The organism is Butyrivibrio sp. NC2002, from assembly GCF_000702265.1.
GTDB lineage: Bacteria > Bacillota > Clostridia > Lachnospirales > Lachnospiraceae > Butyrivibrio.
This window is the reverse complement of the sequence record NZ_KL370881.1, coordinates 168,117-194,013: the sequence shown is the minus strand read 5'-3', so window position 1 is coordinate 194,013 and position 25,897 is coordinate 168,117. Positions and strand designations below refer to the sequence as shown.

At 41.5% G+C, this 25,897-nt stretch carries 16 protein-coding genes and 1 riboswitch; of the genes, 6 read left to right on the top strand and 10 right to left on the bottom strand.

Going from position 1 to position 25,897, the window contains the following annotated elements; genetic code table 11:
* Positions 1 to 31: 31 nt before the first annotated feature.
* The 4 genes from addA to T543_RS11835 are packed head-to-tail and all read right to left on the bottom strand — an operon-like array spanning position 32 to position 9,334.
* The gene (addA, locus tag T543_RS11850; RefSeq protein ID WP_035768766.1) at positions 32 to 3,823 is read right to left on the bottom strand and encodes a helicase-exonuclease AddAB subunit AddA; all 3,792 of its coding nucleotides are present in this window, start codon (positions 3,821 to 3,823) and stop codon (positions 32 to 34) included.
* Entirely contained in the window at positions 3,824 to 7,372 is a 3,549-nt protein-coding gene (locus T543_RS11845; RefSeq protein ID WP_035768764.1) for a PD-(D/E)XK nuclease family protein, read from the bottom strand. It abuts the gene before it with no gap.
* Positions 7,373 to 7,430: 58 nt separating this feature from the next.
* Positions 7,431 to 8,609, bottom strand: coding sequence for a phosphoribosylaminoimidazolecarboxamide formyltransferase (locus T543_RS11840; protein ID WP_035768762.1), 1,179 nt, complete (start codon positions 8,607 to 8,609; stop codon positions 7,431 to 7,433).
* 17 nt (positions 8,610 to 8,626) lie between these two features.
* Positions 8,627 to 9,334 (bottom strand): IMP cyclohydrolase, encoded by a 708-nt coding sequence (locus tag T543_RS11835; protein ID WP_035768760.1) that lies wholly within the window; start codon positions 9,332 to 9,334, stop codon positions 8,627 to 8,629.
* A 52-nt stretch (positions 9,335 to 9,386) separates the two neighbouring features.
* Positions 9,387 to 9,472: riboswitch (ZMP/ZTP riboswitch) on the bottom strand.
* Positions 9,473 to 9,643: 171 nt separating this feature from the next.
* Here T543_RS11835 and T543_RS11830 point away from each other — a divergent pair.
* Positions 9,644 to 11,122, top strand: coding sequence for an alpha-L-fucosidase (locus tag T543_RS11830; RefSeq protein ID WP_155843263.1), 1,479 nt, complete (start codon positions 9,644 to 9,646; stop codon positions 11,120 to 11,122).
* A gap of 71 nt (positions 11,123 to 11,193) precedes the next feature.
* Here T543_RS11830 and bglX read toward each other — a convergent pair whose 3' ends face one another.
* Both bglX and T543_RS11820 read right to left on the bottom strand, forming a co-directional pair.
* Positions 11,194 to 13,401, bottom strand: coding sequence for a beta-glucosidase BglX (gene bglX, locus T543_RS11825; RefSeq protein WP_035768758.1), 2,208 nt, complete (start codon positions 13,399 to 13,401; stop codon positions 11,194 to 11,196).
* The gene (locus tag T543_RS11820) at positions 13,398 to 15,629 is read right to left on the bottom strand and encodes a glycoside hydrolase family 3 protein (protein ID WP_035768756.1); all 2,232 of its coding nucleotides are present in this window, start codon (positions 15,627 to 15,629) and stop codon (positions 13,398 to 13,400) included. Before T543_RS11820 ends, bglX begins: the two co-directional genes overlap by 4 nt.
* A 339-nt stretch (positions 15,630 to 15,968) precedes the next feature.
* On the opposite strand from T543_RS11820, the gene T543_RS11815 reads away from it, so the two are divergent.
* Together T543_RS11815 and T543_RS11810 are read left to right on the top strand one after the other, a co-directional pair.
* The gene (locus T543_RS11815) at positions 15,969 to 16,508 is read left to right on the top strand and encodes a DUF8052 family protein (RefSeq protein WP_035768754.1); all 540 of its coding nucleotides are present in this window, start codon (positions 15,969 to 15,971) and stop codon (positions 16,506 to 16,508) included.
* A gap of 16 nt (positions 16,509 to 16,524) precedes the next feature.
* Positions 16,525 to 18,273 carry a carbon starvation CstA family protein gene (locus T543_RS11810; protein ID WP_035768752.1) on the top strand — a complete coding sequence of 583 codons (1,749 nt, stop codon included), beginning with the start codon at positions 16,525 to 16,527 and terminating at the stop codon, positions 18,271 to 18,273.
* Positions 18,274 to 18,347: 74 nt separating this feature from the next.
* Here the strand turns inward: T543_RS11810 and T543_RS11805 are convergent, their stop codons facing one another.
* From T543_RS11805 to T543_RS11795, 3 genes are read right to left on the bottom strand one after another with little or no spacing between them, the layout of a single operon-like run.
* Positions 18,348 to 18,875: a CinA family protein gene (locus T543_RS11805; RefSeq protein WP_035768751.1), complete on the bottom strand. Its 528-nt coding sequence runs from the start codon at positions 18,873 to 18,875 to the stop codon at positions 18,348 to 18,350.
* Positions 18,868 to 19,122 (bottom strand): hypothetical protein, encoded by a 255-nt coding sequence (locus T543_RS11800; protein ID WP_035768749.1) that lies wholly within the window; start codon positions 19,120 to 19,122, stop codon positions 18,868 to 18,870. The genes T543_RS11805 and T543_RS11800 overlap by 8 nt, the downstream gene beginning before the upstream one ends.
* Before the next feature lie 50 nt (positions 19,123 to 19,172).
* On the bottom strand, positions 19,173 to 20,723 hold the full coding sequence (locus T543_RS11795; RefSeq protein WP_035768748.1) for an alpha-amylase family glycosyl hydrolase: 1,551 nt from the start codon (positions 20,721 to 20,723) through the stop codon (positions 19,173 to 19,175).
* Positions 20,724 to 20,799: 76 nt separating this feature from the next.
* On the opposite strand from T543_RS11795, the gene T543_RS11790 reads away from it, so the two are divergent.
* Positions 20,800 to 21,684 carry a TraX family protein gene (locus T543_RS11790; protein ID WP_197023965.1) on the top strand — a complete coding sequence of 295 codons (885 nt, stop codon included), beginning with the start codon at positions 20,800 to 20,802 and terminating at the stop codon, positions 21,682 to 21,684.
* A 36-nt stretch (positions 21,685 to 21,720) separates the two neighbouring features.
* Here T543_RS11790 and T543_RS11785 read toward each other — a convergent pair whose 3' ends face one another.
* Entirely contained in the window at positions 21,721 to 22,272 is a 552-nt protein-coding gene (locus tag T543_RS11785; RefSeq protein ID WP_035768744.1) for a flavodoxin family protein, read from the bottom strand.
* Between the two features lie 739 nt (positions 22,273 to 23,011).
* On the opposite strand from T543_RS11785, the gene trkA reads away from it, so the two are divergent.
* Together trkA and T543_RS11770 are read left to right on the top strand one after the other, a co-directional pair.
* Positions 23,012 to 24,373 carry a Trk system potassium transporter TrkA gene (trkA, locus tag T543_RS11775; protein ID WP_035768742.1) on the top strand — a complete coding sequence of 454 codons (1,362 nt, stop codon included), beginning with the start codon at positions 23,012 to 23,014 and terminating at the stop codon, positions 24,371 to 24,373.
* A gap of 26 nt (positions 24,374 to 24,399) precedes the next feature.
* The gene (locus T543_RS11770; protein ID WP_035768740.1) at positions 24,400 to 25,845 is read left to right on the top strand and encodes a TrkH family potassium uptake protein; all 1,446 of its coding nucleotides are present in this window, start codon (positions 24,400 to 24,402) and stop codon (positions 25,843 to 25,845) included.
* Positions 25,846 to 25,897 lie beyond the last annotated feature (52 nt).

Sequence of the window (25,897 nt, the reverse complement as noted above, 5' to 3'; positions counted from 1 at the left end):
AGCCTTTTCTATAAAAAAGTCAAGATACTTCTTACAAATTTATCACTTCTCCAAGGGTAAATGAGTAAATAATCCTTTCTTTTACCTTCTTACCGGTTATTTTCTCAAGAGCCTCCTGATAGTAATCAAGCTGAAGGGCATATCTCTTTACAAGCTCATACCCTTCCTTTACTTTATCTGTCTTGTAGTCAAGAAGTACCAGTCCATCGTCTTCCTCAAACCAAACATCGATGATTCCCTGAATGAGCACAAGCTCGCCCTCCGGGAGTTCTTTGTCGATTCTTGAAGCTTCAAGTCCCATCATAAATGGCGATTCCCTGTAGAGCCTCTTCTTGTAGAAGGCATCCTTCATTCTCTGCCCCGCAGAGGAATTATAAAACCTGATGATATCTGCCGGATTGATGCAGTCAATGTCCCCCGCTTCTATTCGCTTATTTGTAACAAGGCTTTCAAGCCAGCCACTGATATTTTGAATCTTTTTCTCCGGGCTCTCACTCCCATCTTCATACAAAAGCTCCATAATCTTATGATAGACAGTTCCTCTGGCAGCGCCTTTAAGCTCCTCCTTATTTCCAATAAAAGCCGGCACTATCTTCTTATCTTCCTCAATAAGTTCTCTTGTTCCTTCAGATGCCTCATGAAGCTTTTCTTTCTTAAGCTCGGTAACGGTGGTTTTTACAAAGAGCTTATTGTAATTCTCAAATGCATATTTAAAGTTAAACCTCTCATTAAAGAACTCTGTATCGCAGCCAATGTCCTCTGCTGCAGGAGAAGTCAGTTTGCTTAGTCTTATTTCATGAGATATTTCCTTCTTAAGTTCCCCGGCTACCAGTTCATCATCGCTTACAACTCTCAAAATAAATGGGACTTTCTTAGGTGAATAACCGGCATCTTCTGTATCCATGTCATCAAGAGATATCTGCGCTTCGCCCGGGCACACCTCATTGCAGAGCTTAGCAAAAGCAGGATGACGGGCAAGTCCTAAAAGCACTAGATCCTGATAAGATGTTGCCCTTTTTCTCCTGTAAAACGGAAGAAGATATGACTGTATCCCTTTAACTTCTTTTCTCCCACTTAATTTACTTAGATTCTGAAGTATCAGTCTGAAATCGGAAGCTTTTCTTTTTTCACCCTCTGAGAAAGAAACCTGTCCTGTCATTATCAGCTTTTCTTTAGCTCTTGTCATAGCAACATACAGAATTCTCATTTCTTCGGCGATTATGTCATTTTTCATGCAGTCTTCCATTGTGCTTTTTCTGAGTGTTACATACTTAACCCTGTTTTTAACATCAAAGCCGTATGTTCCTATGCCAAGATCCATATCGAGACACAGTGGCTTGCTTGTGTCCATAAAATTGAAATTCTTTGCCATTCCCGCAAGGAAAACAACCGGAAACTCAAGACCTTTACTTTTATGTATACTCATTATCCTTACAACATCTGCATTTTCATCAAGAGTATTTGCTTCACCGTAGTCGACCTCGTATTTTGCAAGCTCTTCTATATAACGGACAAAGTGAAATACTCCGCGATAACTTGTTTTCTCGAAATCAGCTGCCTTTTCGATGAGCATATCTATGTTTGCAAGTCTCTTTTCGCCTCCGGGAAGGGCAGCACAATACTCTTTGTATCCCGTTGAATCCAGAATATATCTAATGAGCTCATTTACAGGTAAATAAACCGCTTTATCTCTAAAGTCATCGATCATGTCTATAAAATCAGACACTTTCTGCGATAGATCCGGATGATCTTCTGCAAGCCTGCTTCTAAAGAGTATCTCGTAGAAAGACCCTCCGTCATAGATCCGCTTCTCTACCTTCTTGTCACAGGCCTTGATTATCGCAAGCTCTTCATCTGAAAATCCACCTATAGCCGAATGCATGACACTTACCATCGGCACATCCCACAGAGGATTGTCCAGAATTCTAAGAAGATTAAGGATCGTAACAACTTCAACAGCCGAGAAATAACCTGTTCTCGACTCGACATATACAGGAATCCCGCGATCCTCCAATTCCTTCTTGAAAACACTATCCCATCCACTCTGCGCACGCAGAAGGATGACTATGTCGCTGTATTTTACCGGTCTGAACTCATTATTATCTGTTACAATGCCGGTCTTTCTAAGTTCATTGATTCTTGCTGCAATGAGTCTTGCCTCGGTAACCCTTGCATCCTTGGACTTCTCATCTCCTGTATCTGCAAATAAAAACTCTGTATCAAATGCATCTGCCATATCAGCAGGAGCCTCCGGATAAGAAGCTCCGGTTCTCAAAAAAGCATCTTCATCATAAGATACACCGCCAAGATCCTTGCCCATTATCTGTTCAAAGATATAATTTACGCTGTCAAGAACACGGTTCCTGCTTCTAAAGTTATTGTGAAGGGCAATCTTTCTCTCTTTCTCGCCCTCATCCCACTTATATCTTTGCATCTTCTCCATGAAGATCTCGGGTCTTGCAAGCCTGAACTTGTAAATGCTCTGCTTGACATCACCAACCATGAACCTGTTGTAATTGCCGATCTCTTCTCCCGAAACAGCTTTGAGCAAAAATTCCTGAACATGGTTACTGTCCTGATACTCATCTATCATTACTTCGTCGTAATATTCCCGATAAGTCTGTGCCGCAGCTGTCGGAAGTATTTCTCCGGTCTCAGGATCCTGTTTTACAAGGATATCAAGAGCCATATGCTCCATATCACCAAAGTCAATTACACCCTTTTCTCTTTTTTTCGCATCGAATTTTTCTTTAAAAAGAAGTGCCAGGTTACACAGTTCCTCCACAGGACCTGCCGCCATATCCATATGTTTTATTATTGTCTTCTTATCCTCTGAAAAAAACTTGTCTTTGATCTGTTTGATATTTTTATCTCTTACTTCAGTTCGGAGTGCTTTTACGTATTCTCTCTTATCAGTATTTACAGAGTCATCTTTTTTTACAGACAATCTCTTGAAATCAATATTTAAGATCATCGATCTTAATTCATCAAAGGATACACTGTCCGCAACAAATCCTGATTCTGATTCAATCCCGAGTTTATCGATAATTCCCTGAAAAACGTCAAGTTCATTTTCCAGTTGCTTGCCATACATATGAGGGCCATCTCCTTCGTCACATACTGATACCGCAAGTGCCATCTTGTCCCTGCATTCAATAAGAGAATGTGCTATGCTCTCCTTACTTTTTCTGACGAATTCCTGCTGCTCAAAATTATCCTCATCTACTCTGTAGTCTCTGCTTCGCTCCTTAAGCCACCTCTCCGGCCAGGGCATACTCATTGAATAGTCATAGAGCTGCAGTATAAAGCCTTCGACCGCACTGTCATCACTTCCTGTTGCAAAATAATTCATGCACTCGATAAATGCCTCATCCTTTTGAGCATACTTTTCTTCAAGAAGTTCCTCCAAAACATCCTGCATAATGAGTTTCTTCTCTCCTTCATCCAAAACTCTGTATGCGGGATCAAGTCCGATCTCATTGAAGTTGTTTCTTATAATGTACTGGCAAAATGAGTCAATTGTTGTTATCTGCGCACTGTGAACGAGAGTCTCCTGCTTCTGAAGGTGCTCATTTTCAGGTTCTTCCAAAAGCTTTTTCTGAATAGCATTTAATACCTTTTCCTTCATAGAAGCGGCTGCAGCTTTAGTAAAAGTAACGACCAGCAATCTGTCAATGCTTGTTCCGTTATCTTCTGTTATCTTCTGTATTATCCTCTCTACAAGAACCGTTGTCTTTCCGGATCCTGCCGCTGCAGAAACGAGGACATTAGATCCTCTCTCATCAATTACAGACTGTTGTTCCTTAGTAAATCCCACTCCCATTTAAATACACTCTCTTTTTATCTCTTCTATTATTTGACTGTCATCAAGTTTTTTTAGTTCTGTCTTGGAAAAGCCCGGAATGTTTTCATCATATCCGCAAATAGATCTGAATTTGCAGTATTTGCAAGCATCCCTGTCTCCAAGTGTGCAGGGATTAACATTGATATCCCCTGAAACTATCTGTCTGCCTTCTTTTCTTATAAGCCTTGTAACATACTCGGATACAAAGTCAAAATCCTCTCCAGTCATCGTACTGTTTCCCTGCTTGGAAAATTCACCGGTCTTTGAGGAAAGGGCAACCGGAATGACATCAGATTTATCAACTATATCCTTGTCGATCATCCGGACAACTTCCTTATCCTCACGAACAATACCTTTATTATTTAGCTCCTTGCGGATAAGTTTATTGATATCAACGTCTTCTTTTTCTTTATCAACATCGCTTCCTTTAAGTACAGGGTCATCTATGTGATAATACAAAATCGCTGCGGGAATAACCTCTTTTCCGGGATTTACCGCTTCCTCCATACCTCTTGCAACATTCATGTACATTACAAGCTGGAGCTGCAAGCCATAGTAAAGCGCACACAAATCAAAATTCTTACTTCCGGACTTAAAATCAATAATTTTAACGTACACATGGCTGCCATCATCATAGGTATCAATTCTGTCGATACTTCCGGTAAGTCTCATTTTCTTCCTGATACTGCTCTTCTCATCCTCTGTAAGGTCAATATTTATCGCATCTATATTACCGACAGAGTCAAAGGCAGTCTCCATGCTCTTTGGAACAAATGAGCCCTTTGACAACTGGTACTGAAGCGTGTCAACACTCCTAAGAAGGATCCTTCTTATCCTCTCAAGCGCATATTCATTGCGCATAGAGCTTCCAAGTATATTGCCGCTGTATTCTTTTGCATAATCATCAAGAGTATAATTCAATATCCGTTCGCCCTGCTCCGGTGAAAAAGAAAACCAGTCGAGATTCTCCTTTTTCAGATTCTCAGAAAAATCCTTAAGTACGCCATGGAACACATTACCGAGATCCGATCTGCTAAAAGAAAACTCTTCTCTCTCGCTTATCCCAAGACCATACCTTAGGAAATGTGCATACGAGCACTCCGCGAACTTCTCCAGTCTGCTGACACTGTTTACAAGAGTATTTCCGTAAAGCATGGACGCAACCGCATCCGTAAGCGGCTTATGATGATAGTTCATGCCCGCTGCTTCAAGCATCCTTGCAAGGCGCTGCCTGCTCTTTCCTCCCGCCTCATTTATAACATGGAAAAGCGCGCAAAATTCCTGCTCTTCTTCCTTTTGCATATAGCCAAGAGCATAGTTTTGTATATTGGAAGCTATATAATCAATTCCGTTTTCCGTAGTCTGGATAAGCTTTGACGGATCTGCCTTTTCTACAACAACCGAAGGGAAAAGTGTTCTGATCTTACCTATAAGATAAGCCGGTCTGATGCTCTTACCCTCACTGTCAAGATGCGCAAATGACATAAAAAGCTTGTCGGAAGGCTTAGTCAGGTTCATGTACAGGTACAATCTCTGAGTATACATCTGCTGCCTTGGTGACGGCGCAAGCTCTAAGTCCGTCCCCGAATCTATAAGGAACTGCCTTTCTATATCGGATATTATTCCGCCTCCTGTCGCGTTCTTGGGGATAAGATCATCTGTAACTCCAAGGAGCAGCAATATCTTAACCTCCTTAAGTCTGGTTCTTTCTATATCTCCCACCACGATTTTATCCACGCTCTGCGGAATCGTGCCTATCTCAATGTCAGAAAATCCCACATCAAGAATATCGCTGTATTCCTTAAGTTCGATCGGTTCATTCCCAAGGAGTCCTGTAACCTGATCAAGCAGATTTATAACCTTTGAAAAGATGATCCCGTATTCTTTTGCTCTTATCTCATCATTTTCATCTCTAAACTCCTGCTCCATAACGGCAAGCTTTTCCTCGACTCTGTTCTCTTCAAGAAAAGCATAAAGCGAAACCGAAATATCTCTTACCGTTTTTCCTTCACATTCAAACAAAGGAGCCAGACTGTTTACAAGTCTTAGTCTCATCTCGTTTATTTCTTCGAGATACTCAGCCGCTTCTTCCTGTGACTGCCTGTCATCTTTAAGCTCAAGCTTTCTCTTGATATACTTGGGATATTGAGAAAATGGCTGTTCCCAGTTCTTTTTCCCTCTGATACCAAGGGAGCGGACATAGTTTTCAAGCTTATCCGCTTCTTCTCTTGAAAAATCGGATAAACCGCTTCTTAAATAGTGAAAAACAGACTCATAGGTATAACGCTCATATACTACTTTCAGGGCGCTTCTTATCAGTTCGATCAAAGGATTGAGCTTAATCGCCCCTGTTTGGTCGATGTAAACAGGAAGACCTGTCTTGTCCGCCTGCCTGGAAATTATAGGCTCATATCTGTCGAGACTTCCGCAGACTATAGCAAAATCCCTATAGTGAAGCGTCGGATCCTGCCTTATAAGTTCGCGCACCTTGGAAAATGCCATGAGCACCTCTTCCTGAACAGTGTCTGCCTCCAATATCGCTATGCTTCGGCAGTCGCCGTCATAGCTTTTATTGGAATATCTAAATAGATTCTGCTCAAGAAATGCAAGCTCAGGATTACCAGAATGTCTGCTTTTTTCAGAGGATATGATCCTTATATCGGAATTGTTTTCTTTTCTGTAATACGCCCACCTGTCGAAATCAGGCATATTGGATGCATTTACCTCTTTCTCGTTATCATATTCAAGCCTTAACAGGTCATGGACTGTCTTTTTACTCAGAAGAAACAGATCCTGCTCAGACTCTTTTCTGTATTCGTAGAGATTCTCATCATCTCCCAGCGTGCATGAAAAGACAACCTCCTCAGATAGCTTAAGAAGCTGCTTTATAACCTGATACTGCACGGGAGTGAAACCGGTAAATCCATCGAAAGCTATAGTGCTGCCGGCTATCAGTTTAGAATCCGGAAGAATCCTGCAGAGAATGTTAAGAAGTTCCTCCTGAGCTATATAATTGTCTTTTATGTAGGATTTGAATTCGCTGTAAAGAAGCTGCAGATCTGAGAGTTTGGCACAAAGAGCTCCCCTGCCTTTTGAAATCTCCTTTAGCTTGTCCAGGTCATCGGGCTCAATACAATACTGCATAAACTCGGATATTGTAGACTTAACCTCGTCAACATATCCCATTTTGTGCATATTGGAGCCTATGATTGGCAGCTTATCCTTGATATCTTCCGCAACGTGTCTAAGTACAAGACTCTTACCCATATCATCAAGGACACTTCCTGTCTCAACCGATATCTCCTCAAAGATGCGGTGAGAAAGTCTGGAAAAGCTAAGTACATCTATATTCATAATGCCATGTCTCGGATGCATTTTCACAATATCCATCTGAGTCTGCATCGTAAACTGATCCGGAACTATAATAAGATAATTCTTATTCGGATTATCGATACTCCTTTTTATGATCTCTTCCTGGATATAATGACTTTTACCCGATCCTGACGGTCCGTAAACAAATTTGAACATAAAAAATAACCTCCAAAGAAGATTATATTATCTTTGGAGGTATTTTTATAGTACACAATTAATGATGGAAGAATCTCATATGTGTAAATGCCATGACCATATTGTGGTCATTTGCAGCACTTATAACATTGTCATCTCTGACAGATCCGCCTGGCTGAGCAACATATTTTACGCCGCTTCTTGCTGCTCTCTCGATATTGTCTCCGAAGGGGAAGAATGCATCAGAGCCAAGAGCCACATCTGTGTTCTTTGAAAGCCATGCCTTTTTGTCTTCCTCTGTAAATACTTCAGGCTTTTCCTTAAAGAGGTTCTGCCATTTACCATCTGCAAGAACATCCATATAATCAGCGCCGATATATAGATCTATTGTGTTATCTCTGTCAGCTCTTCTGATGTTGTCAAGGAAAGGAAGCTCAAGTACCTGGGGTGCCTGTCTTAAGAACCAGTTATCAGCCTTGCTTCCTGCAAGTCTTGTGCAGTGGATACGGGACTGCTGTCCGGCGCCGATACCGATTGCCTGTCCGCCCTTTACGTAACATACTGAATTTGACTGTGTGTATTTAAGTGTGATGAGCGAAATGAGAAGATCTTTCTTTGCTGAATCCGGTAAATCCTTGTTGTTTGTAACAATATCTGAAAGCATCTCATCATTTATCTCAATATCATTGTGTCCCTGCTCAAAGGTAACTCCAAATACCTGCTTTTTCTCGATAGGAGCACACTTATATGAAGGATCAACCTTGATAACTGCATAATTGCCGTTCTTCTTTGCCTTTAATATCTCAAGTGCTTCATCTTCATATCCGGGAGCAATGATTCCATCTGAAACTTCTCTTTTTATGAGTTTTGCTGTATCAACATCGCAGACATCAGAGAGTGAAATGAAATCTCCGAAGGATGACATTCTGTCAGCACCTCTTGCTCTTGCATAAGCACTTGCCATGGGTGAAAGCTCACCAAGGTCATCAACCCAGTAAATCTTTTTCTCGATCTTGCTAAGAGGAAGTCCGATTGCGGCACCTGCGGGTGAAACGTGCTTAAATGAAGTTGCTGCAGGAAGTCCTGTTGCTTTTTTCAGCTCTGATACAAGCTGCCATCCGTTAAGGGCATCCAAAAGGTTAATATATCCGGGTCTTCCGTTCAATACCTCGATTGGAAGATCCTGACCATCCTCCATATATACTCTTGAAGGCTTCTGATTAGGGTTACATCCGTATTTAAGTTCCAGTTCTTTCATCTATGAAAATCTCCTTATCACTTATTCTTATTGACAATTCTTGTCTGTGTTTCGCCTGTTTCGATGTTTATAAAACGTGTAAAAAGAGAAACCTTGTTGTTCTCATTAAGCGCATTCCAGATGTTGTCTGTAAAGCTGTCGATATCACCGTTTATCTCAACCTCTGTAGGCTCGCCTTCGTAGCTGGGAAGCGGATTGCCGTCGCCCATATATGTGTGGATAAAGTATCCTTTTCCTGCAGCCGGTTTGTCATAAGTATATGTAAATCTAAGGCATCTTGATGCATCACCCTTATCACTCTTAAGAATAGACATCGATATGTCATAGTTACCATTATCAATGTGCATAAGGCCTGAAATACGAGGTGTATAGTTAGGTGCATCAGGCTCAAATTCTCTTGTTCTAAGTGCCTCTTCAAAAGACTGTCCTGCTTCCATGAGATCATAAACTGTGTCTGTCTGGTCTCCGTTGGTTACGATAGTGTAGTCACCTCTTACTCTGACAGGAGCATAGATTATAAGGCTGGGATCTTCGAGCTTTGCGGGATCAAAAGCTTCGGTTCTTATTCCCTCACCCTCCGTTACAAAAATTCTGTTTCTGCTGTTTTCACTTCTTCCCATGATAAAGTAAGCAGTTACAGCATACTTTCCATCAGCACTTCTGCCGATAACGATTCCGCGTCCCGGATATTCGTTTGATTTAAGTTCCTGTTCAAGATTGATCATGTTTCCTCCAATAATTATTAGATATAGAAAAACCGCCTGAGCATACCACAACAGCGGCTGCCCAGGCGGTCGACAATTCAAATTACCAGTTATACTCCCTTGTGGTTACCCACATATCCGCCAGTCATATAACACATTTAATTTACCCTATCTTCACCAAAAATGCAATTACATTTTTGCATCAATTATTTCCTGTTTTTGTGTACGAAAATCACTGTATTTTTAAAGATGAAAATTCATATAATTAGTTATGTTTCACTTATGGTTACAAAAAATGCTTTTATCACTATTTAAAGGGGATATTATCTTATGGAAACATTGAAAAATTACAACATGGAAGAAAAACTTGCTGAAATTGACAAGGTAATAAATCAAGGTCCTTATACCGACACATGGGAGTCACTGTCAAATTACCATGTGCCCACCTGGTACGATGGAATGAAGTTCGGTATTTTCATTCACTACGGCGTATTCACTGTTCCGGAAAATGACAACGAATGGTACTCCAGAAATATGTACATCAAAGACTCCGACGCATACAAGCACCACATAGAAACATACGGAAAACATACAGAATTTGGATACAAAGACTTTATTCCTATGTTCAAGGCAGATAAATTCGATGCAGACAGATGGGTTTCTGTTTTTGAAAAAGCAGGAGCACAGTACGTTATTCCTGTTGCAGAGCATCACGACGGTTTTCAGATGTATGATTCCGAGCTTTCATCCTACAATGCAGTCGACATGGGGCCTTGCAAGGACTATCTGGGACTTATGAAAAAAAGCTGCGAGGATCATAAGCTTGTTTTCGGAACTTCATCTCATAGAATCGAGCACTTCTTTTTCCTGGGCGGAGGAAGAGATTTTGACAGCGATATAAAAGGTGAGTTTAAACGAGGTGATATGTACTGGCCTTCAGAAAAGGCACCTTCAGATTTTGACGCTTGTGACGGCGACTGCTCTCCCACAGAAGAATTCATGCAGGACTGGCTCGTAAGAACCTGCGAGCTCATCGATAAATATCAGCCGAACATGCTCTATTTTGACTGGTGGATCCAGAGAGTTGAGCTTAAGCCCTATCTTAGAAAAATGATGGCATTCTACTATAACCGCGCAAACGAATGGGGAAAAGAAGTTGTTATAAACTACAAGCACGATGCTATTCCCTTTGGCCTTGCCGTTCCCGACATAGAACGCGGTCAGCTTGCTTCTCAAAAGCCCTATAAATGGCAGAGCGATACATCGATGTGCTTTAACTCATGGTGCTACACCAAGCAGAATAAATTCAAGGAATCCAAGGATATTCTCTGCGACCTCGTGGACATTGTATCCAAGAACGGAACAATGCTCTTAAACATCGGTCCCAAGGCTGATGGTACATTTTCAGATGAAGAGACGAAAATCCTAAACGATATCGGTGATTGGATGGATAAAAACCGTGAAGCCGTGATAAACGCACATACATACAGAATCTTCGGAGAAGGCCCTACAGCCGTTGCAGAGGGCGGTTTCCAGGATGGCAACGTAAAGCAGTTTACTTCATCCGATTTCAGATTTACCGCAGGCGACGGAAAGCTCTATATCATCGCAATGACTTCATCTGAGGACGGAAAATATCACGTTAAAAATTTTGCCAAAAAGCAGGGCTTCTACAACGGAAAAATAAACAGGATAGTCGCACTTGAAAACGGAAGCGACCTGTCATTTGATCACAACAAAGAAGAGCTCACAATAAATTACAAAACAACAACTAAAGCTCCCGTCGTATTTAAACTGGAAGTAGAATAAATGAAGATATAAAAATAAGCCGACATCCCTTGCCGGCTTATTTTCATATGGAAATCTTTTATTGGTTTAATTTACTGTTTTTTAAGTTCGAATTCTGTGCCATTTAATGTAGCGGAGTCAGTTCCGATGTAAACTGTAAATTTGCCATCTTCGCTGTCCCAGCAGTTATTGATCGTATAGAAGCGAAGCATATCTTCTGTAATATCAAAGGATACTTTCTCAGTTTCTCCGGCGCTTAGCGAAACCTTTTTAAAGCCCCTAAGTTCTTTTACAGGACGTACCCTGCTGCCAGCCATATCTCTTATATACAGCTGAATAGTCTCTGTTGCAGCGCTATCCCCGGTGTTCTTAACAGTTACGGAAGCTGTTATCTTATCATCTTTTCCAAGTACCTTCTTATCAAGCTCAACCTTTGATACTTCAAAATCAGAATATGTAAGTCCGTAGCCGAAAGGATATCTTGCTTCATTAGGGCAATCAAGGTATCTGGTCGTAAAGATCGTAGGTCTTTGCTGCGGTTTAGGTCTACCGGTATTGTAAGCATTGTAGTTTAAAGGCTCCTGGCCAACGCACCAGGGGAAACTCATAGGAAGCTTGCCCTGAGGTGAATATTTTCCGGACAGGACATCCATAATACCGTGTCCGCCCTCTGTTCCGGGTCTGAAGCATATAAGGAGCGCATCCGATTTTTCGGGAATCTTCTTAAGGTCAAGAGGTCTTCCGCAGAATACAAGGGTTATTATCTTCTTTCCCATGTCAGCCATCTCTTTGAAAAGTTTCATCTGAGGCTTGGGAAGGTCTATCATAGCACGGCTCGTTGATTCACCTGACTGTCCTATATGTTCGCCAAGGCACAATACAATCTCATCAGCCCATTCTGCAAGGTCGATAGCCTCATCCAGAAGTTTCTCGTTCTCTTTCTTCTCCTTTTTGACTTCGTATACACCCATTCCGAGGTCTGTGCCGTTTTTAAGCATGTTGCAGCCCTGAGCTGTCCTGAACACAACATCTGAATCACCGTAGCATTCCTTTGCAGCATCAACTATTGTAACCGCATCCTCGGGATCACATGAGATTGCCCAGGTACTGTGCAGATTCTTTTCGTTTGCATAAGGTCCTATAAAGGCGATTCTCTTTCCGCTAAGAGGCAGAGCATTTTTCTTATTCTCAAGAAGGACAAGAGATTTTCTTACTGCATCTCTTGCAATTTCTCTGCTCTCATTGCTAAGAACAACTTTTTTAAATTTCTCATCCGATGCGCCATGGTATGGATCTTCAAAAAGTCCCAGATCATTTTTTAGTTTGAGAACTCGTAAAACAGCTTCGTTAAGGCCATCAACTGATAATTTGCCCTCCTCGATCAGCTTCCCAAGGTTTCCGCTGTAAGCTTCTGTACACATATCTATGTCTACTCCGGCCTTCATTGCCAGGTCTGCAGCGTCTTTCAGATCCTCTGCAAATCCCCAACTCTCCATTTCGGCGATCGCACCCCAGTCAGATATCAGAACTCCGTCAAATTGCATCTCTTTTCTGAGGATATCTCTCATAAGATATGTATTTCCGGATGATGGAATTCCGTTTAATGTATTAAAGCTTGTCATCACAAGCTTAGCTCCGGCCTTGATGCCCTCTGCATAAGCAGGAAGGTACTGCTCTCTTAATGTGTGCTCAGAAACTTCCACATTGTTGTAGTCGCGTCCTGCAACTGCTCCGCCATAAGCAGCAAAATGCTTTACACATGATGCCAGATGATCCGGATCAGAAACATCTTCTCCCTGATATCCCTTGACCATAGCTGAAACCATCAGTCCATTTAAGTACGGATCCTCACCGGTTGATTCCACAACGCGTCCCCATCTTGCATCTCTTACAAGATCGCCCATAGGTGAAAATGTAACCTGAACACCGTCAGCAGCTGCCTCTTTTGCCTGAATAGAAGCACCTTTTCTTACAACCTCTGTATCAAAAGTTGCACCCTGCCCAAGCGGGCAAGGAAAAACTGTCTTATGTCCATGTATTACATCAAGCATGAAAAGAAGCGGAATATGATGTGGATGATTTTTCATATATTCATCCTGGATTTTCTTTACCTTGTCAGCACCGTAAATTCCAAGGGTACTCCCGGCTAGCCTTTTCATATTTTCATTTTTGGCATCATCTGCAAGACCTGTAACTGCAGCACCTTCCTCGTATGCCCATCCGGGAAGCTGTACCAGCTGCATGATCTTTTCTTCAAGTGACATCTCATCCAAAAGTTGTTTTAATTTTGTCTCATTCATAAGTCTTTGTTCTCCATAAGTCTATTATTTTTTACGTACTTCTGCCATCTCTCATCCCGGATAATTCCGCTATGGTCTAGGCCGAATCCAAAGTCATAAACATTCCCTTCGGAATCGGTATAGGGTTCATAATCAAGAGGCACATCTTCGCAGTGCTTTTCCACTGTTTCCATATCCTTAGGAAGCTGCACAGGAAGAAGTCCCGAAGGATTAGCTCCTCCGCTTATAACAGTAAGTATAGCCCTTGTTTCAACTCCAAAATCAACCAGTATAGCATCCGCATATTTTTCAAACTCAGATACTACGCAGGGATTGTTCATTCTGATGACTACGATCACGGGCTTATCACCCATCTTCTCTTTTGTATTTATTACAGCATCGAGGTCGCTCTCATTTGCAGGAGTATTTGTTTTTCCAAGGTAAGATCTGTTCGGGTTATCCTTTTCCCTGAAATCTCCCTGTCCTATGCTTTCTTTTCTTGATGCTGTTGCAGTATATGGTCTGTATTTAAGAGTGATCGGTCTGTAGCCCGTTTCCTTCGTGTATCCGTCGCTCATCGGACTTTCTATGAAGCAGATTGCAAAATCGGCATCTTCCGGTTTATCAACAGGCTCGTAAAACTTTTCTACCACGCTTACATCAGCACCAGGAATATCCATAGCAGGTATCATGTTTCGTATAAAGCCCTTATGCGCATCTATGTGCCTGCCCGGTATGTACACTTTCTTTTTGCCGCTTGCAGGAAGAACGCCCTTGTTTTTGATCATGACTATGCTCTTTAGCTGAGCTTCAAATCCCTCATCCACGAATTCTTTGCAGCCAAGGATTCTTCTGCTCTCATCAGGATCAAGATAAGGATTTTCAAAAAGTCCGCATCTAAAGCTGTTAAGCAGAAGTCTCTTTGCGCTCTCCTCGAATCGTTTTCTCATGGCTTCCTGGCCTTTTTTCTCGCAGCCCATGCGATATGCCTCAAGAATTGGTTCGATATCATTGTTACCGCCAAACTGATCAACTCCGTTTTCGATTATTCTAAGATGTCTCTCCGCAACAGACAGATCCTCAACCCCGTAGCATCTTGAGCCAAATGAATCAAGTTCGGGATCGGGGTCACCCGTGATCCCCCAGTCTGTGCATATAACTCCATCAAAGGAGTATTTGTCGCGAAGAAGATCCTTTATCACATATTTACTGTAGCTGTTTCCGACCTGATTTCCCGAAGGATCAAGTCCGTAACTTATTGTGTAATAAGGCATTACAGCTGAAGCCTTCTTTGTTCCTCCATCCAGCTTAAATGCACCATCAATAAAAGGCTTTAAGTGTTCCTTGGCATTATTTCCGGGGTAAACAGAAAACTTACCAAATCCGTAATGCGCATCTCTTCCGGACTCGCAGCTTCCTCCGCCAGGCCAGTGTTTTACCATCGCCGCAACGCTTCTTTGTCCCCATCCATCGCCTGAAGCGCTCTCAGGATCTGTCTGAAGCCCTTCGCAGTAAGCTTTGGCATAATCGGTAACCAGTTTTGTACAAGGTCCAAAAGTATCCGGAACTCTTAACCATCTGGGCTCGCATCCAAGGTCTATCTGAGGTCCAAGTTCTGTTGTTATGCCAAGAGCTCTGTACTCCCTGGCAGCTACCCTGGCAAATTCCTTTACCAGATCCGGTGAAAAAGTAGCAGCAAGTCCAAGTCCTAAAGGCCATTTGCTCGTTCCCTGCGCCTCCGATTTAAATTCAACAAAAGAAGCGCCTGCGCCGTGCCTGGGATCTGTACTTGTGTTGACCGGTATGCAGTGAGGCATGTCCTCGCATAATGCCTGCATCTTATTGTTCCATTTTGCAGCTGTTTCACCATCTCTTAATGTCACGGCAAGAACATATCTTACGTGGTCTTTTGTAAGGAACTTCCTTTGCTGATCGGTCAGGTCAGATGGCTCAGCTCCGCTGTCTGCAAAGCTCTTTCCATCATAAGTTCCTCCAAATGGCCCCGGTGAATCTGCCGGGACTACCTGATGCGAAGAATACATCATGAGTCCTGCAATCTCCTCTGTTGTGAGGCGCTTTGCAAGATCTTCTGCCCTTTCTTCGGGTGATAATCTCCAGTCTTCATACGGAAGAAGTTCCCCGCTTCTTTCCATATCCTTAAAAAATAACCCGTCCTTTTCAATGAGTGGAACCGTCGTATACCCAAGTGTAGGTCCTCCCTCATTTTTCATTGTCTTAAACTCTCCCATTGCCTTCTCCTTAAAAGAATAAAAATACCTATAAATTCCTGTTTTTCTTTATAAAAACAGAAGCCTTTCGTTATATTTTACTTTATCTCCAATCCAATTGCACCCATACATTTAATCATTCACGCATCTCACATGCTGCATGACCTTGCCCCCGCACTTGCACACGCACATAAGCGCCTTGACGGGTCAATCGCATTAATTTTTTAACGTTTTTCAGGAAAAACCATTACAAAATTAATCTAATTCTAAAATTTTGATTAATTTTGTCATCTTTGCAATAACGCGTCAAAGTGATAAAGTAAACCCTAAATTATTTCCGAACAAGAAAGGAGGCACGGGATGACCTCAGAGACATATCTTGATGAACTGCTTCTTAGATACAGATCCAATTTTGATATCACAAAAAATTACAAGCTTGGCGATGAGACTTTTCCTGCCTACGCATATTTCAGTTCATTTGGTGAAAGATACGTACTGAAAAAAGAAGCACAGCTTTGGGCAATAAGAGCTTATGAGCACGTATTCTTCATAAAGGAGCATGAGGTAACTAAAGATAGCCTCGATAAAATATTGGCTCTTACAGAAGAAAAAATAGAGCCCCATCTTGTCAGGAAAAATCAAAAATATCCCGAAAAAGATCACATGTGCAGCTATCTCACCTTTGTGATCATTTCCGATAAAACACCGGATAAAGAGACGCAAAAAGCTATCAGGAAATTTAGTTTCGATAAAGGCTACCTCTTTAATTTCAGAGGTCACAGCGAAGCACGGGTACTTGTTGCCGGCCTTGATACTAACTCTGTTTACACAAGCAGAACCGGGAAAGAGCTTCGAAAAATGTTCGAAGATGCTTTTATAAACAAAAAAATGTCAGCATGACAAGGAGGAGAAAGTTATGAATGCAGCAGTATTACTTATTGCAAGTACATTGATACTGGTTGCCGGATATGTATTTTACGGCGGATGGCTTGCAAAACAATGGGGGATTGATCCAAGTCGCAAGACTCCGGCTCACGAGCTTGAGGACGGAATGGATTATGTTCCCGCAAAAACACCCGTAGTTATGGGGCACCACTTTTCATCGATCGCAGGTGCAGGTCCTATAAACGGTCCTATTCAGGCAGCTGTTTTTGGTTGGGTTCCGGTTTTACTTTGGGTTCTTATCGGAGGTATTTTCTTTGGAGGTGTCCATGATTTTGGCGCACTTTTCGCATCACTTCGTCACAAGGGGCAGTCCATCGGCGAAATCATTGATGACTCCATGGGAAAAACCGCAAAGAAGCTTTTCCTTACATTTGGTTATCTCACACTTCTACTTGTAGTAGCAGCTTTCAGCTCAATCGTTGCCAGCACGTTTGGCTCAACAACATCAGCCGGAGCAGCAGTAGAAGGTGCTGCTCTTGCAGCAAATGAGTCTACAGCTATGATTTCTATTCTGTTCATTGGACTTGCCATGTTGTTCGGTTTCTTTGTATATAGAAAGAACGCAAATATTGGTGTAGCTTCCGTAGCAGGATGCATCGGCATCATCGCTATTGTAGCCATTGGTCTTAACTTCCATCCTATTTCACTTTCATACAACACATGGATGTGGGTAGTTGGAGCATATATCCTTGTAGCATCCGTTACACCTGTATGGATCCTGCTTCAGCCAAGAGATTATCTTAGCTCATTTCTTCTGTACTTCATGATCGCAGCAGGTATTGTTGCTGTCCTCGGTGCAGTATTTACAGGTCATGGCCAGTTCAGTATCCCTGCAATGGGTGATGCATCACTTAAGGGAACAGGTGTATTTACAACAGGAACAGCTTTCCCTGCATTGTTCGTAACAATAGCTTGCGGTGCTATTTCCGGTTTCCACTCACTCGTATCATCAGGCACATCATCCAAGCAGCTTGATAACGAGAAAAATGCAAAGCCTGTTGCTTACGGTTCAATGCTCATCGAATGTATGGTCGCTGTTATCTCACTCTGTGCTATCGGTTTTGTATGGGCATCTGCAGCAGACGGAACATACGCAAGTCCCACTCAGGTATTTGCAGGCGGTCTCTCAGCTATGATCGCATCATTTGCTCCCGGAGCTCAGAACATAATGTATCAGATGCTTATCCTTGCAGTTTCAGTCTTCTGCCTGACATCACTTGATACAGCTACTCGTCTTGCAAGATATATGTTCCAGGAATTCTTTATCGAGCAGGGTCAGACAGCAAAAGATCTGACAGGTTATAAGAAAGTACTTGCCAATCCTTACGTAGCAACAGCTATAACCGTTGTACTGGGTGTAAGCCTTGGTATGACCGGATACACTAAGATATGGCCTCTCTTTGGCGCCGCTAACCAGCTTCTTGCTGCAGTAGGACTCCTTGCTGTATGCACATGGCTTGGCAGCGTAGGCAAAAACAACAAGATGTTCTACATCCCTATGGTATTTATGCTTGCTGTAACTATCTGCTCACTTGTTCAGACTATCACAGCTAAGCTTACTGCTTATACTTCAGGTGCAGCAGACATCTGGGCACTTATCCAGGCTACAATCGCTGTACTTCTTGTAGCACTTTCACTTGTACTTGCAGCAATAGCAGGCAAAACCCTCTATGCTCAGCATGTAAACAAGAACACTAAAAAAGATGAAAAGGCTGCATGATAATATTGCTCCCTGATCTATAAACATTAGGAAAACCCGCAGAACAGATGATTCTGCGGGTTTGAATTAATAATTCAAACTATATACTTCGAAATAGCATCGGCTACTGCAAGCTTATACTGATACCTGCTGCCGCCGCCTTTTAATGTTATATCCAAAAGCTTAATACTGTTTTTTCCGGTATTACTCGCAACTGCGCAGTATACCTTTCCGGGAATGCTGTCGCTGTTTGCGGGATCTGTATTTCCAAATGTTCCGGTTACACCTATCCCTATGTCTGCTCCATATTTTTGTAATATGGTTTCAGCCATGGCACCTGCCGTTTCGATAGAATAAACGCCATATTTTTCTATAATATCTGAGGAAACACCTTCTTTTATCTTGGCTTCATTACTGTAAGTTATGGCTGCTCCCTTGATTATTGCAGACGATCCTTCCGTGTCTGTTATAAGTGATGCGATCTGTCCGGAAGTACAGCTCTCCATAGTAGTTATATACAATTTTTCCTTAATAAGTGTTTTCGTTATCAAGCTGTATGAGAGCCTTACATCTGCCTCACTAACCTTGGAAACATCTATTGTTATCTTAGTAATATCATTCATTTCCTGTTCTCATCATTATGAAAAACAAAGCAACCATTACCAGTAAAATAAAAACGAGAAAAACGATAGTCAGAATCTTACCGAACTTGGAATAGCCCTTCCATTCGCCGTTAAACATTACTGCCCTGACAACTATCAGGAAAAACAAAAGCAGTGCTACCGCAATGCATGCATCAAAAACAATATTCAATATGAATTTGCTCTCCACCGCTGCCGCCATGATCATCAGTACCATATTTTGTGACATAACATCAGTTTCCCCTCATAAGTTTTATTTAGAAATATTTTACCACAATATTATTGCCAGATAGCAAAAGACTGTGCTCCAAGGCAAATATTTCCGCTAGATATATCGGCACTTCCAAGCTTAAAAATAAGATTAGTCTTCAAATCCTGTGCAGGAATTTCTGCAGATACTTCCTTAAGTCCCGGATTTACAGCTATAAGAAGATCTCCTCTTTTATAAACAAAGATTCTTTCGCCTTTTTTGGCATATACTACCTTAAACTCGGCATCTGCCTGAAGATCCTCGTATTTATGACGAAGTGCAATAATATCCCTTACAGTGTGGATAAGAGAGTTTTCATCCTCCTCACAGGTCTTAACCGATGGAGCATTCTCATCCTTATCTACCGGTATGTAAAGCTTATCAAAAGGTGCATCCGAGAATCCAAAGTTATCAAGGCTCTTATCCCACTGCATAGGGCTTCTTGAACCGGTTCTCTGGAAGCCGCCCTCCTTGGTCCTTACATAGTCAAGGTATTTCATCCCGATCTCATCCCCGTAATATAAAAACGGAACGCCGGGCATTGTAAAGATAAATGAATATGCTATCTTAAGCTCATCAGGTGTCATTGTCTTGGTGCATCTTGGCGTATCATGGTTACAGGTAATAAAACTTATGTAACCATACTCTTTGGAGTTATTGTAGCGGCCAAGATAATCATCCAAAAATCTCATGGGATCCTCGTCACAGTTCTTATTAAAGTAGCTGTTATCAGGTCCTTCTGTCTCATTGTCCCTGAAAAGAACATTGTATCCGTTTCCGTGATGATCAAGATAAAAATCAGCATGGAATCCGTACTTTAGTGCACATTCGGGATTGCACCACTCTGAAACAAGGGCTGCCTCCGGATAATCCTTATCAAGCATCTCTCTGATATTGGTCCAGATCCTTCCTGTTGCGCTCTTTTTATCATCATCCTCTTTTACAAGAGAATCCGCCATATCAACTCTGAAGCCGTCACATCCCTTATCAAGCCAGAATCTCATAACATCCTTCATAGCTTCACGCGTGTCTATAGCCGCCTCAGAATCGCAGGGAGTCTGCCATTCCTCAGTCTTATTAAGAACACCATAATTAAGAGCCGGCTGACATTTAAAAAAGTTAAGCATATAGCAGCCATCTCTTTCCGCTTCGCCGCCGATATAAGGATGTCCACCTATTCCGCAGAATGCTCCGTTTGTCCAGATATATCTGTCTGAAAACTCGTTTCTGTCTGCTTCGCAGCTCTTTTTGAACCACTCATGCTCCTCTGATGTATGACCGGGAACAAGATCAAGAAGTACCTTTATTCCCTTCTTATGAGCCTCCTCAAAAAGTCTCACAAGATCCTCATTTGTTCCGTATCTTGGAGCAACCTTCTTGTAGTCGCGTACGTCATACCCTGCATCCTTAAATGGTGAATCATATACAGGATTGAGCCAGAGTGCATTACATCCCAGGCTCTTTACATAATCAAGTTTTTCAATTATTCCCTCAAGATCACCAATTCCATCACTGTTTGTGTCCTTAAAAGATTGTGGATAAATCTCGTAAAATACTGCATCTTTTAACCATGCCGGCATACTTTTTCCTCCTAAAAAAACGTTTTCCTGAATCATCAGAATGGATTATATCACATTTGCGCGGTATAATAACCCTATGTCTAACATAAAAAAAATCATTTCAGAAAAAAATTATTCATTCATAAATTCAAGCTTCCTGAAACTTATTGCTCTTATCACCATGTTTATTGATCACATAGGTGCCGGGCTCTTATATTTCATGGTACTTGGGGAAATATACCCTTTTGGTCTTAGCAGGGAAAGCAGCGTAGTTCTCTACCAGAATATACGCCATATAGGAAGAATTGCCTTTCCGCTTTATTGCTTTTTGCTGGTCCAGGGACTCCTTCACACCAAAAACATCAAAAAATATGTGTTTAACATGGCTCTATTTGGACTTATCTCCGAAATTTTTTTCGACGCAGCACTAAGAGTGCGGGAAGATGTAGCTAATCCCGATATATTTAAACTTCTTGCAGGTAACACTGAAAAGATTTTTTCTGCATGCAACGTTTATTTCACACTTCTTGTAGGACTCATAGTCATTGCTGTTATGAATTATGTTGAGCGAAATCTGTTTTTTGAAGGAAGCAATATTAACCCGGAGCTTTTTCCTAAGTACACATACTTCCCACTCATATATGCACTAAAAAATCCCCTGCACTTAGTTCTGTATCTGATACCGCCAGTTGCAGGAGGGCTGTTATGCGAATACATATCAAGCGACTATGATTATAACGGCATACTTCTTATAACCGTTTTGTACCTTTTCAGAAATATGCCCTTACTTGCATCATGTGCAGGATATTTTTCCTTATTAACCATGTATGGCGAATTATTTTCGCTACCCGCATTTATTCTTATGCTTCTTTACAGCGGAAAGCGCGGCTTTATCACCTCAAAAACAAAATACTTCTTCTACGCCTTTTACCCATTGCATCTGCTTTTGATCTATATTTTGAGATGCTTCATAATGAACTGAAAAAGAGGCAAAGCTTTCATTTTTAAGCTTTGCCTCTTAAATTATATTTTTAAGTCGTGAATACTCGTCGTTATTCTGAATTTTGTGGATCGCGGTATCTGTGAACACATTTGCCTTTAGAAGATCCTGCTTGTCAGGATGTTTTTGTCCCTCATCTATTATTGTCATCATTCTGTTAAAATCCGAATCCGGCAGCCTGTCCCTGTAAGTCTCATACTTTTCTCTGATAAGTGCAGGCATAGATCCCTGGCAAAAGTATGACCCGATAAAAAAGTTGTCATCGGCGAGCCACAAAACGGCGCTTTTTTCCAATAGCTTGTAGTACTCTGCGTCGTTTCCAAGTCCGCACGTTCCAAAAAATGCCACGTTCTTTTTATGAAGTGAAGATATCAGATCTATTATCTCAAGGGAGCAGGTTCCGCGGTTAGCCCAAAAGCCGATAAAATAAGTTTCTGCATCATGCCTGCCGTTCCAGCTGCGTACATTTATCTCCTCTTTGGAATCAGACGGAAGGGCATAAAATATCTCATCGGCAATTTTCTTGGTATTTCCGGATTCACTTGCATACACTACTAAATACTTAAGCATTCTTTCCTCGATATACGCAAACCCTCAGGTATCCGGTAGTACACTAGTGAAAATCACAAGTTTACGAGTGCCTGATAAATTCATTTTGGCACTTTGGACATTTCACTACGATTTTCCCCTTTCCCCTTGGTATACGTATTTTCTGCTTGCAATTGGGGCATTTATAAATATGGTATTTTTTTCGCTGAGAAAAGTTGCAGCCAATACCTCTAAAAAAGTTGACCATACGATCAATGACTTTGACAAATGCCTCATTTTCCTTATACCTTGCCGGTATATTCTTAGAAAACATCCTGAAGTAACAATAAAACAGCAGCACAAAGGCCAAATAATATAGAAATCCCAGGGGAGTTGCGAAAGATAGCACTAACAGAATGACAGCTATCGCAAGCATAAACTTGGTCAGCTTGTCAGTTCCATAGGCTCCATATCGTCCCTGAAAAAAACGATAAAGAAAATCTCTCATATTAAAGTAATCTCCTTATAACATTCATCCCCTCACTAACAAAAAGTATAAGTATCATCCGTTGAAAAAACAATGAATGGCATATAAATTAATCTAAAAAAAGGATAAATGCTGGGTTTTTAACGATTAATTTATAAAAAATCCCTAATCTATGCGCACTTTCTATATATTAACAGAAACTGCCCAGATGCGGAAAGTTTCAAATATTAATACTTAATATGCTTAGTTGTGGTAGAATATACTCAGTATGTTTAAAAAATTGGAGGCATAAAAATGCAGATTATTATCGTTGGCTGCGGTAACGTCGGTGTGGCGCTTACAGAACAGCTTAGCGGAGAAGGTCACGATGTTACTGTTATTGAGCAGAGACGTGACGTCATACAGACTCTGGTTAATAATTTTGACGTTATGGGCATAGTAGGAAATGGTGCCAGCTATTCTGTAATGAAGGATGCAGGCATAGAGTATGCCGATCTTATGATCGCTGTAACAGGAAATGATGAATTTAACCTTCTTTGTTGCCTTATCGCAAGAAAGGCCGGTCATTGTAACACCATTGCGCGTGTTAAAAATCCCATCTACAAAAAAGAAGTTGATTTCATAAAGGAAGAACTCGGATTATCACTTATTGTTAATCCTGAGGAATTATGCGCTAACGAAGCAGCAAGACTATTAAAATTCCCTGCTGCAACTAAGATTGAAACCTTCGCAAGAGGTCGTGCTGAGATAGTGCACATGACTGTTGCTGAGGACAGCAGGATTGCAAGCAAATCCCTGAAGGATCTGCAGTCTGAGATAAAAAGTAAGGTCCTTATCGCAGTTGTAGAAAGAAATGACGAAGTCTTTATTCCCCGCGGTGACTTTATTATTTGTCCCGGAGATGAACTTACTATTGTTGGAGCATCAAGAAACATTGCTGACTTTTTCAGGAAGATCGGTCTACCCACCACAAGAGTGCGCTCTGCCATAATCGTAGGCGGTGGTTCAACCGGTTATTATCTTGCACAGCAGCTTATTACATTTGGAATAGATGTTAAACTTTTTGACAGAGATATTGAGCGTTGCAAAGCTTTGTCGGAGCTTCTGCCTTCAGCACTTATAATCAATGCAGACGGAACAGACAAGGATACACTGATGGAAGAAGGACTTATGGGAACAGAATCCTTCGTTGCAACCACCAACGTTGATGAAGAAAATATAATGCTCTCTATGTATGTAAAGAGCGTCAATCCAAAAGCAAAGCTCATAACCAAGGTTCACCGCGTAAATTATGGTGATATCATCGATACTTTGCAGATTGGAAGTATTGTTTATCCTAAACATATCACAGCTCAGAGGATACTTAAGTACGTGCGCGGAATGAGCAATTCCCTGGGGAACAACAGTATCGAAGCTCTCTACAAGATGAACGACGGCAAGGTAGAGGCTCTTGAATTTCTTGTCACCGAAAACTCAAAAGTTATCGGAGTTCCTCTTGCAGAAATGAACCTGAAAAAAGGTGTTATCGTATCACTTATCAACAGACATGGAGAAATCATCTCTCCTACCGGCCAGAGCACAATTCAAGCCGGAGATACTGTGATCATCATTACAAGCTGTATGGGACTTCAGGATATTTCCGACATCCTTGCATAAATAATAAAGTTGGGAGATATATTTTTATGAATTACGGAATGATTCGTTTTCTGCTCTTTAGAGTAGTGCAGATAACGGGACTTCTTATGTTGCTGCCACTTGTGACAGCTCTCATATATCATGAGACTCTTTGCATTATTGTATTTATGGCTATTTCCGTTTCCTGTCTCGTAGCCGGCGCCATAGGTGTTTCCTTTAAGCCGGCAAATGTGGCACTATATGCGAGGGAAGGCTTTGTTGTCACCGCTCTTACCTGGATCATAATCAGTATGATCGGTGCTCTTCCCTTTACTTTGACAGGAGTTACTAAAAGCTATGTGGATGCTTTATTTGAAACCATTTCCGGACTCACAACAACAGGTTCCACCATTTTGTCCAATGTTGAAATGTATATGAGTGTTCAGTTCTGGAGATGCTTCACGCACTGGATTGGCGGCATGGGTGTTTTAGTCTTTATTCTTGCAATCATGCCTATGTCCGGTGGATACAGCATGCATCTTATGAGAGCCGAGTCACCCGGACCTTCAGTTGGCAAATTCGTTCCGAAGGTCAGAGAAACAGCCAAAATTCTATACCTTATATATTTTGGCATAACTCTTACGCAGGTGATCTTACTGCTTTTCACAGGGCTTAACCTGTATGAAGCACTTGTTACAACATTTGCTACGGTTGGTACCGGTGGCTTCGGAATAACAAACGCAGGTATCGGAGCATTCAATACTCCTTCGCAGATAGTAATAACCGTATTTATGATTCTCTGCGGAATAAACTTCAGTGTATATTATTACCTGATAACCATGCGTCCAAAGGAAGCCTTAAAAAATGATGAAGTAAAGCTCTACCTTGCCCTTATGTTTGGATCTGCCACCATAATCGCAATACTCATTTACAGAGCCAATATCACCGCTACACCATTTGAATCGTTCCACCACTCTCTGTTCTCAGTTGTTTCAGTCATGACTACAACCGGCTTTGCCACACTCGACTTTAACACATGGCCGCAATTTGCAAGAACACTCCTTGCTCTGCTTATGTTATTCGGAGCCTGTGCAGGTTCAACAGGAGGCGGTTTTAAGCTATCCAGAGTGCTTATATTACTGAAGGCCATCAAGAATGAACTTATTTACATTGTTCATCCCAAATCTGTAAAAAGAGTATATATGGACGGACAGCCTGTTGAAACCACAGTTGTAAAGTCCGTATCTGCCTACCTTAGTATGTACGTTATCATATTCATAGTTTCTACTTTGATTGTTTCAGCAGACGGATTTGATTATGAGACGAATTTTACTTCTGTAGCTGCTACTCTTAATAACATAGGGCCCGGTCTTGGCATGGTAGGACCCACAGGAAACTTTGCACATTTCTCTGTATTATCCAAATTTGTCCTGATGTTTGACATGCTTGCAGGAAGACTTGAGCTGTTGCCAATGCTCATACTCTTCTCACCGGATACCTGGTCAAAACGATAAGATAAGAATAGCTGGAAAAAATGATTTATCTCATTTTTCCAGCTTTTTTATA

What these genes read in the sequence shown, in the direction of transcription:
- T543_RS11815 (WP_035768754.1), top strand. Translation starts at nt 15,969, where the DNA reads ATGACCTCAGAGACATATCTTGATGAACTGCTTCTTAGATACAGATCC.
- T543_RS11805 (WP_035768751.1), bottom strand. Translation starts at nt 18,875, where the DNA reads ATGAATGATATTACTAAGATAACAATAGATGTTTCCAAGGTTAGTGAG.
- T543_RS11835 (WP_035768760.1), bottom strand. Translation starts at nt 9,334, where the DNA reads ATGATCAATCTTGAACAGGAACTTAAATCAAACGAATATCCGGGACGC.
- T543_RS11770 (WP_035768740.1), top strand. Translation starts at nt 24,400, where the DNA reads ATGAATTACGGAATGATTCGTTTTCTGCTCTTTAGAGTAGTGCAGATA.
- T543_RS11840 (WP_035768762.1), bottom strand. Translation starts at nt 8,609, where the DNA reads ATGAAAGAACTGGAACTTAAATACGGATGTAACCCTAATCAGAAGCCT.
- T543_RS11830 (WP_155843263.1), top strand. Translation starts at nt 9,644, where the DNA reads ATGGAAACATTGAAAAATTACAACATGGAAGAAAAACTTGCTGAAATT.
- addA (WP_035768766.1), bottom strand. Translation starts at nt 3,823, where the DNA reads ATGGGAGTGGGATTTACTAAGGAACAACAGTCTGTAATTGATGAGAGA.
- T543_RS11800 (WP_035768749.1), bottom strand. Translation starts at nt 19,122, where the DNA reads ATGTCACAAAATATGGTACTGATGATCATGGCGGCAGCGGTGGAGAGC.
- T543_RS11790 (WP_197023965.1), top strand. Translation starts at nt 20,800, where the DNA reads ATGTCTAACATAAAAAAAATCATTTCAGAAAAAAATTATTCATTCATA.
- trkA (WP_035768742.1), top strand. Translation starts at nt 23,012, where the DNA reads ATGCAGATTATTATCGTTGGCTGCGGTAACGTCGGTGTGGCGCTTACA.
- T543_RS11795 (WP_035768748.1), bottom strand. Translation starts at nt 20,723, where the DNA reads ATGCCGGCATGGTTAAAAGATGCAGTATTTTACGAGATTTATCCACAA.
- T543_RS11820 (WP_035768756.1), bottom strand. Translation starts at nt 15,629, where the DNA reads ATGGGAGAGTTTAAGACAATGAAAAATGAGGGAGGACCTACACTTGGG.
- T543_RS11810 (WP_035768752.1), top strand. Translation starts at nt 16,525, where the DNA reads ATGAATGCAGCAGTATTACTTATTGCAAGTACATTGATACTGGTTGCC.
- T543_RS11785 (WP_035768744.1), bottom strand. Translation starts at nt 22,272, where the DNA reads ATGCTTAAGTATTTAGTAGTGTATGCAAGTGAATCCGGAAATACCAAG.
- T543_RS11845 (WP_035768764.1), bottom strand. Translation starts at nt 7,372, where the DNA reads ATGTTCAAATTTGTTTACGGACCGTCAGGATCGGGTAAAAGTCATTAT.
- bglX (WP_035768758.1), bottom strand. Translation starts at nt 13,401, where the DNA reads ATGAATGAGACAAAATTAAAACAACTTTTGGATGAGATGTCACTTGAA.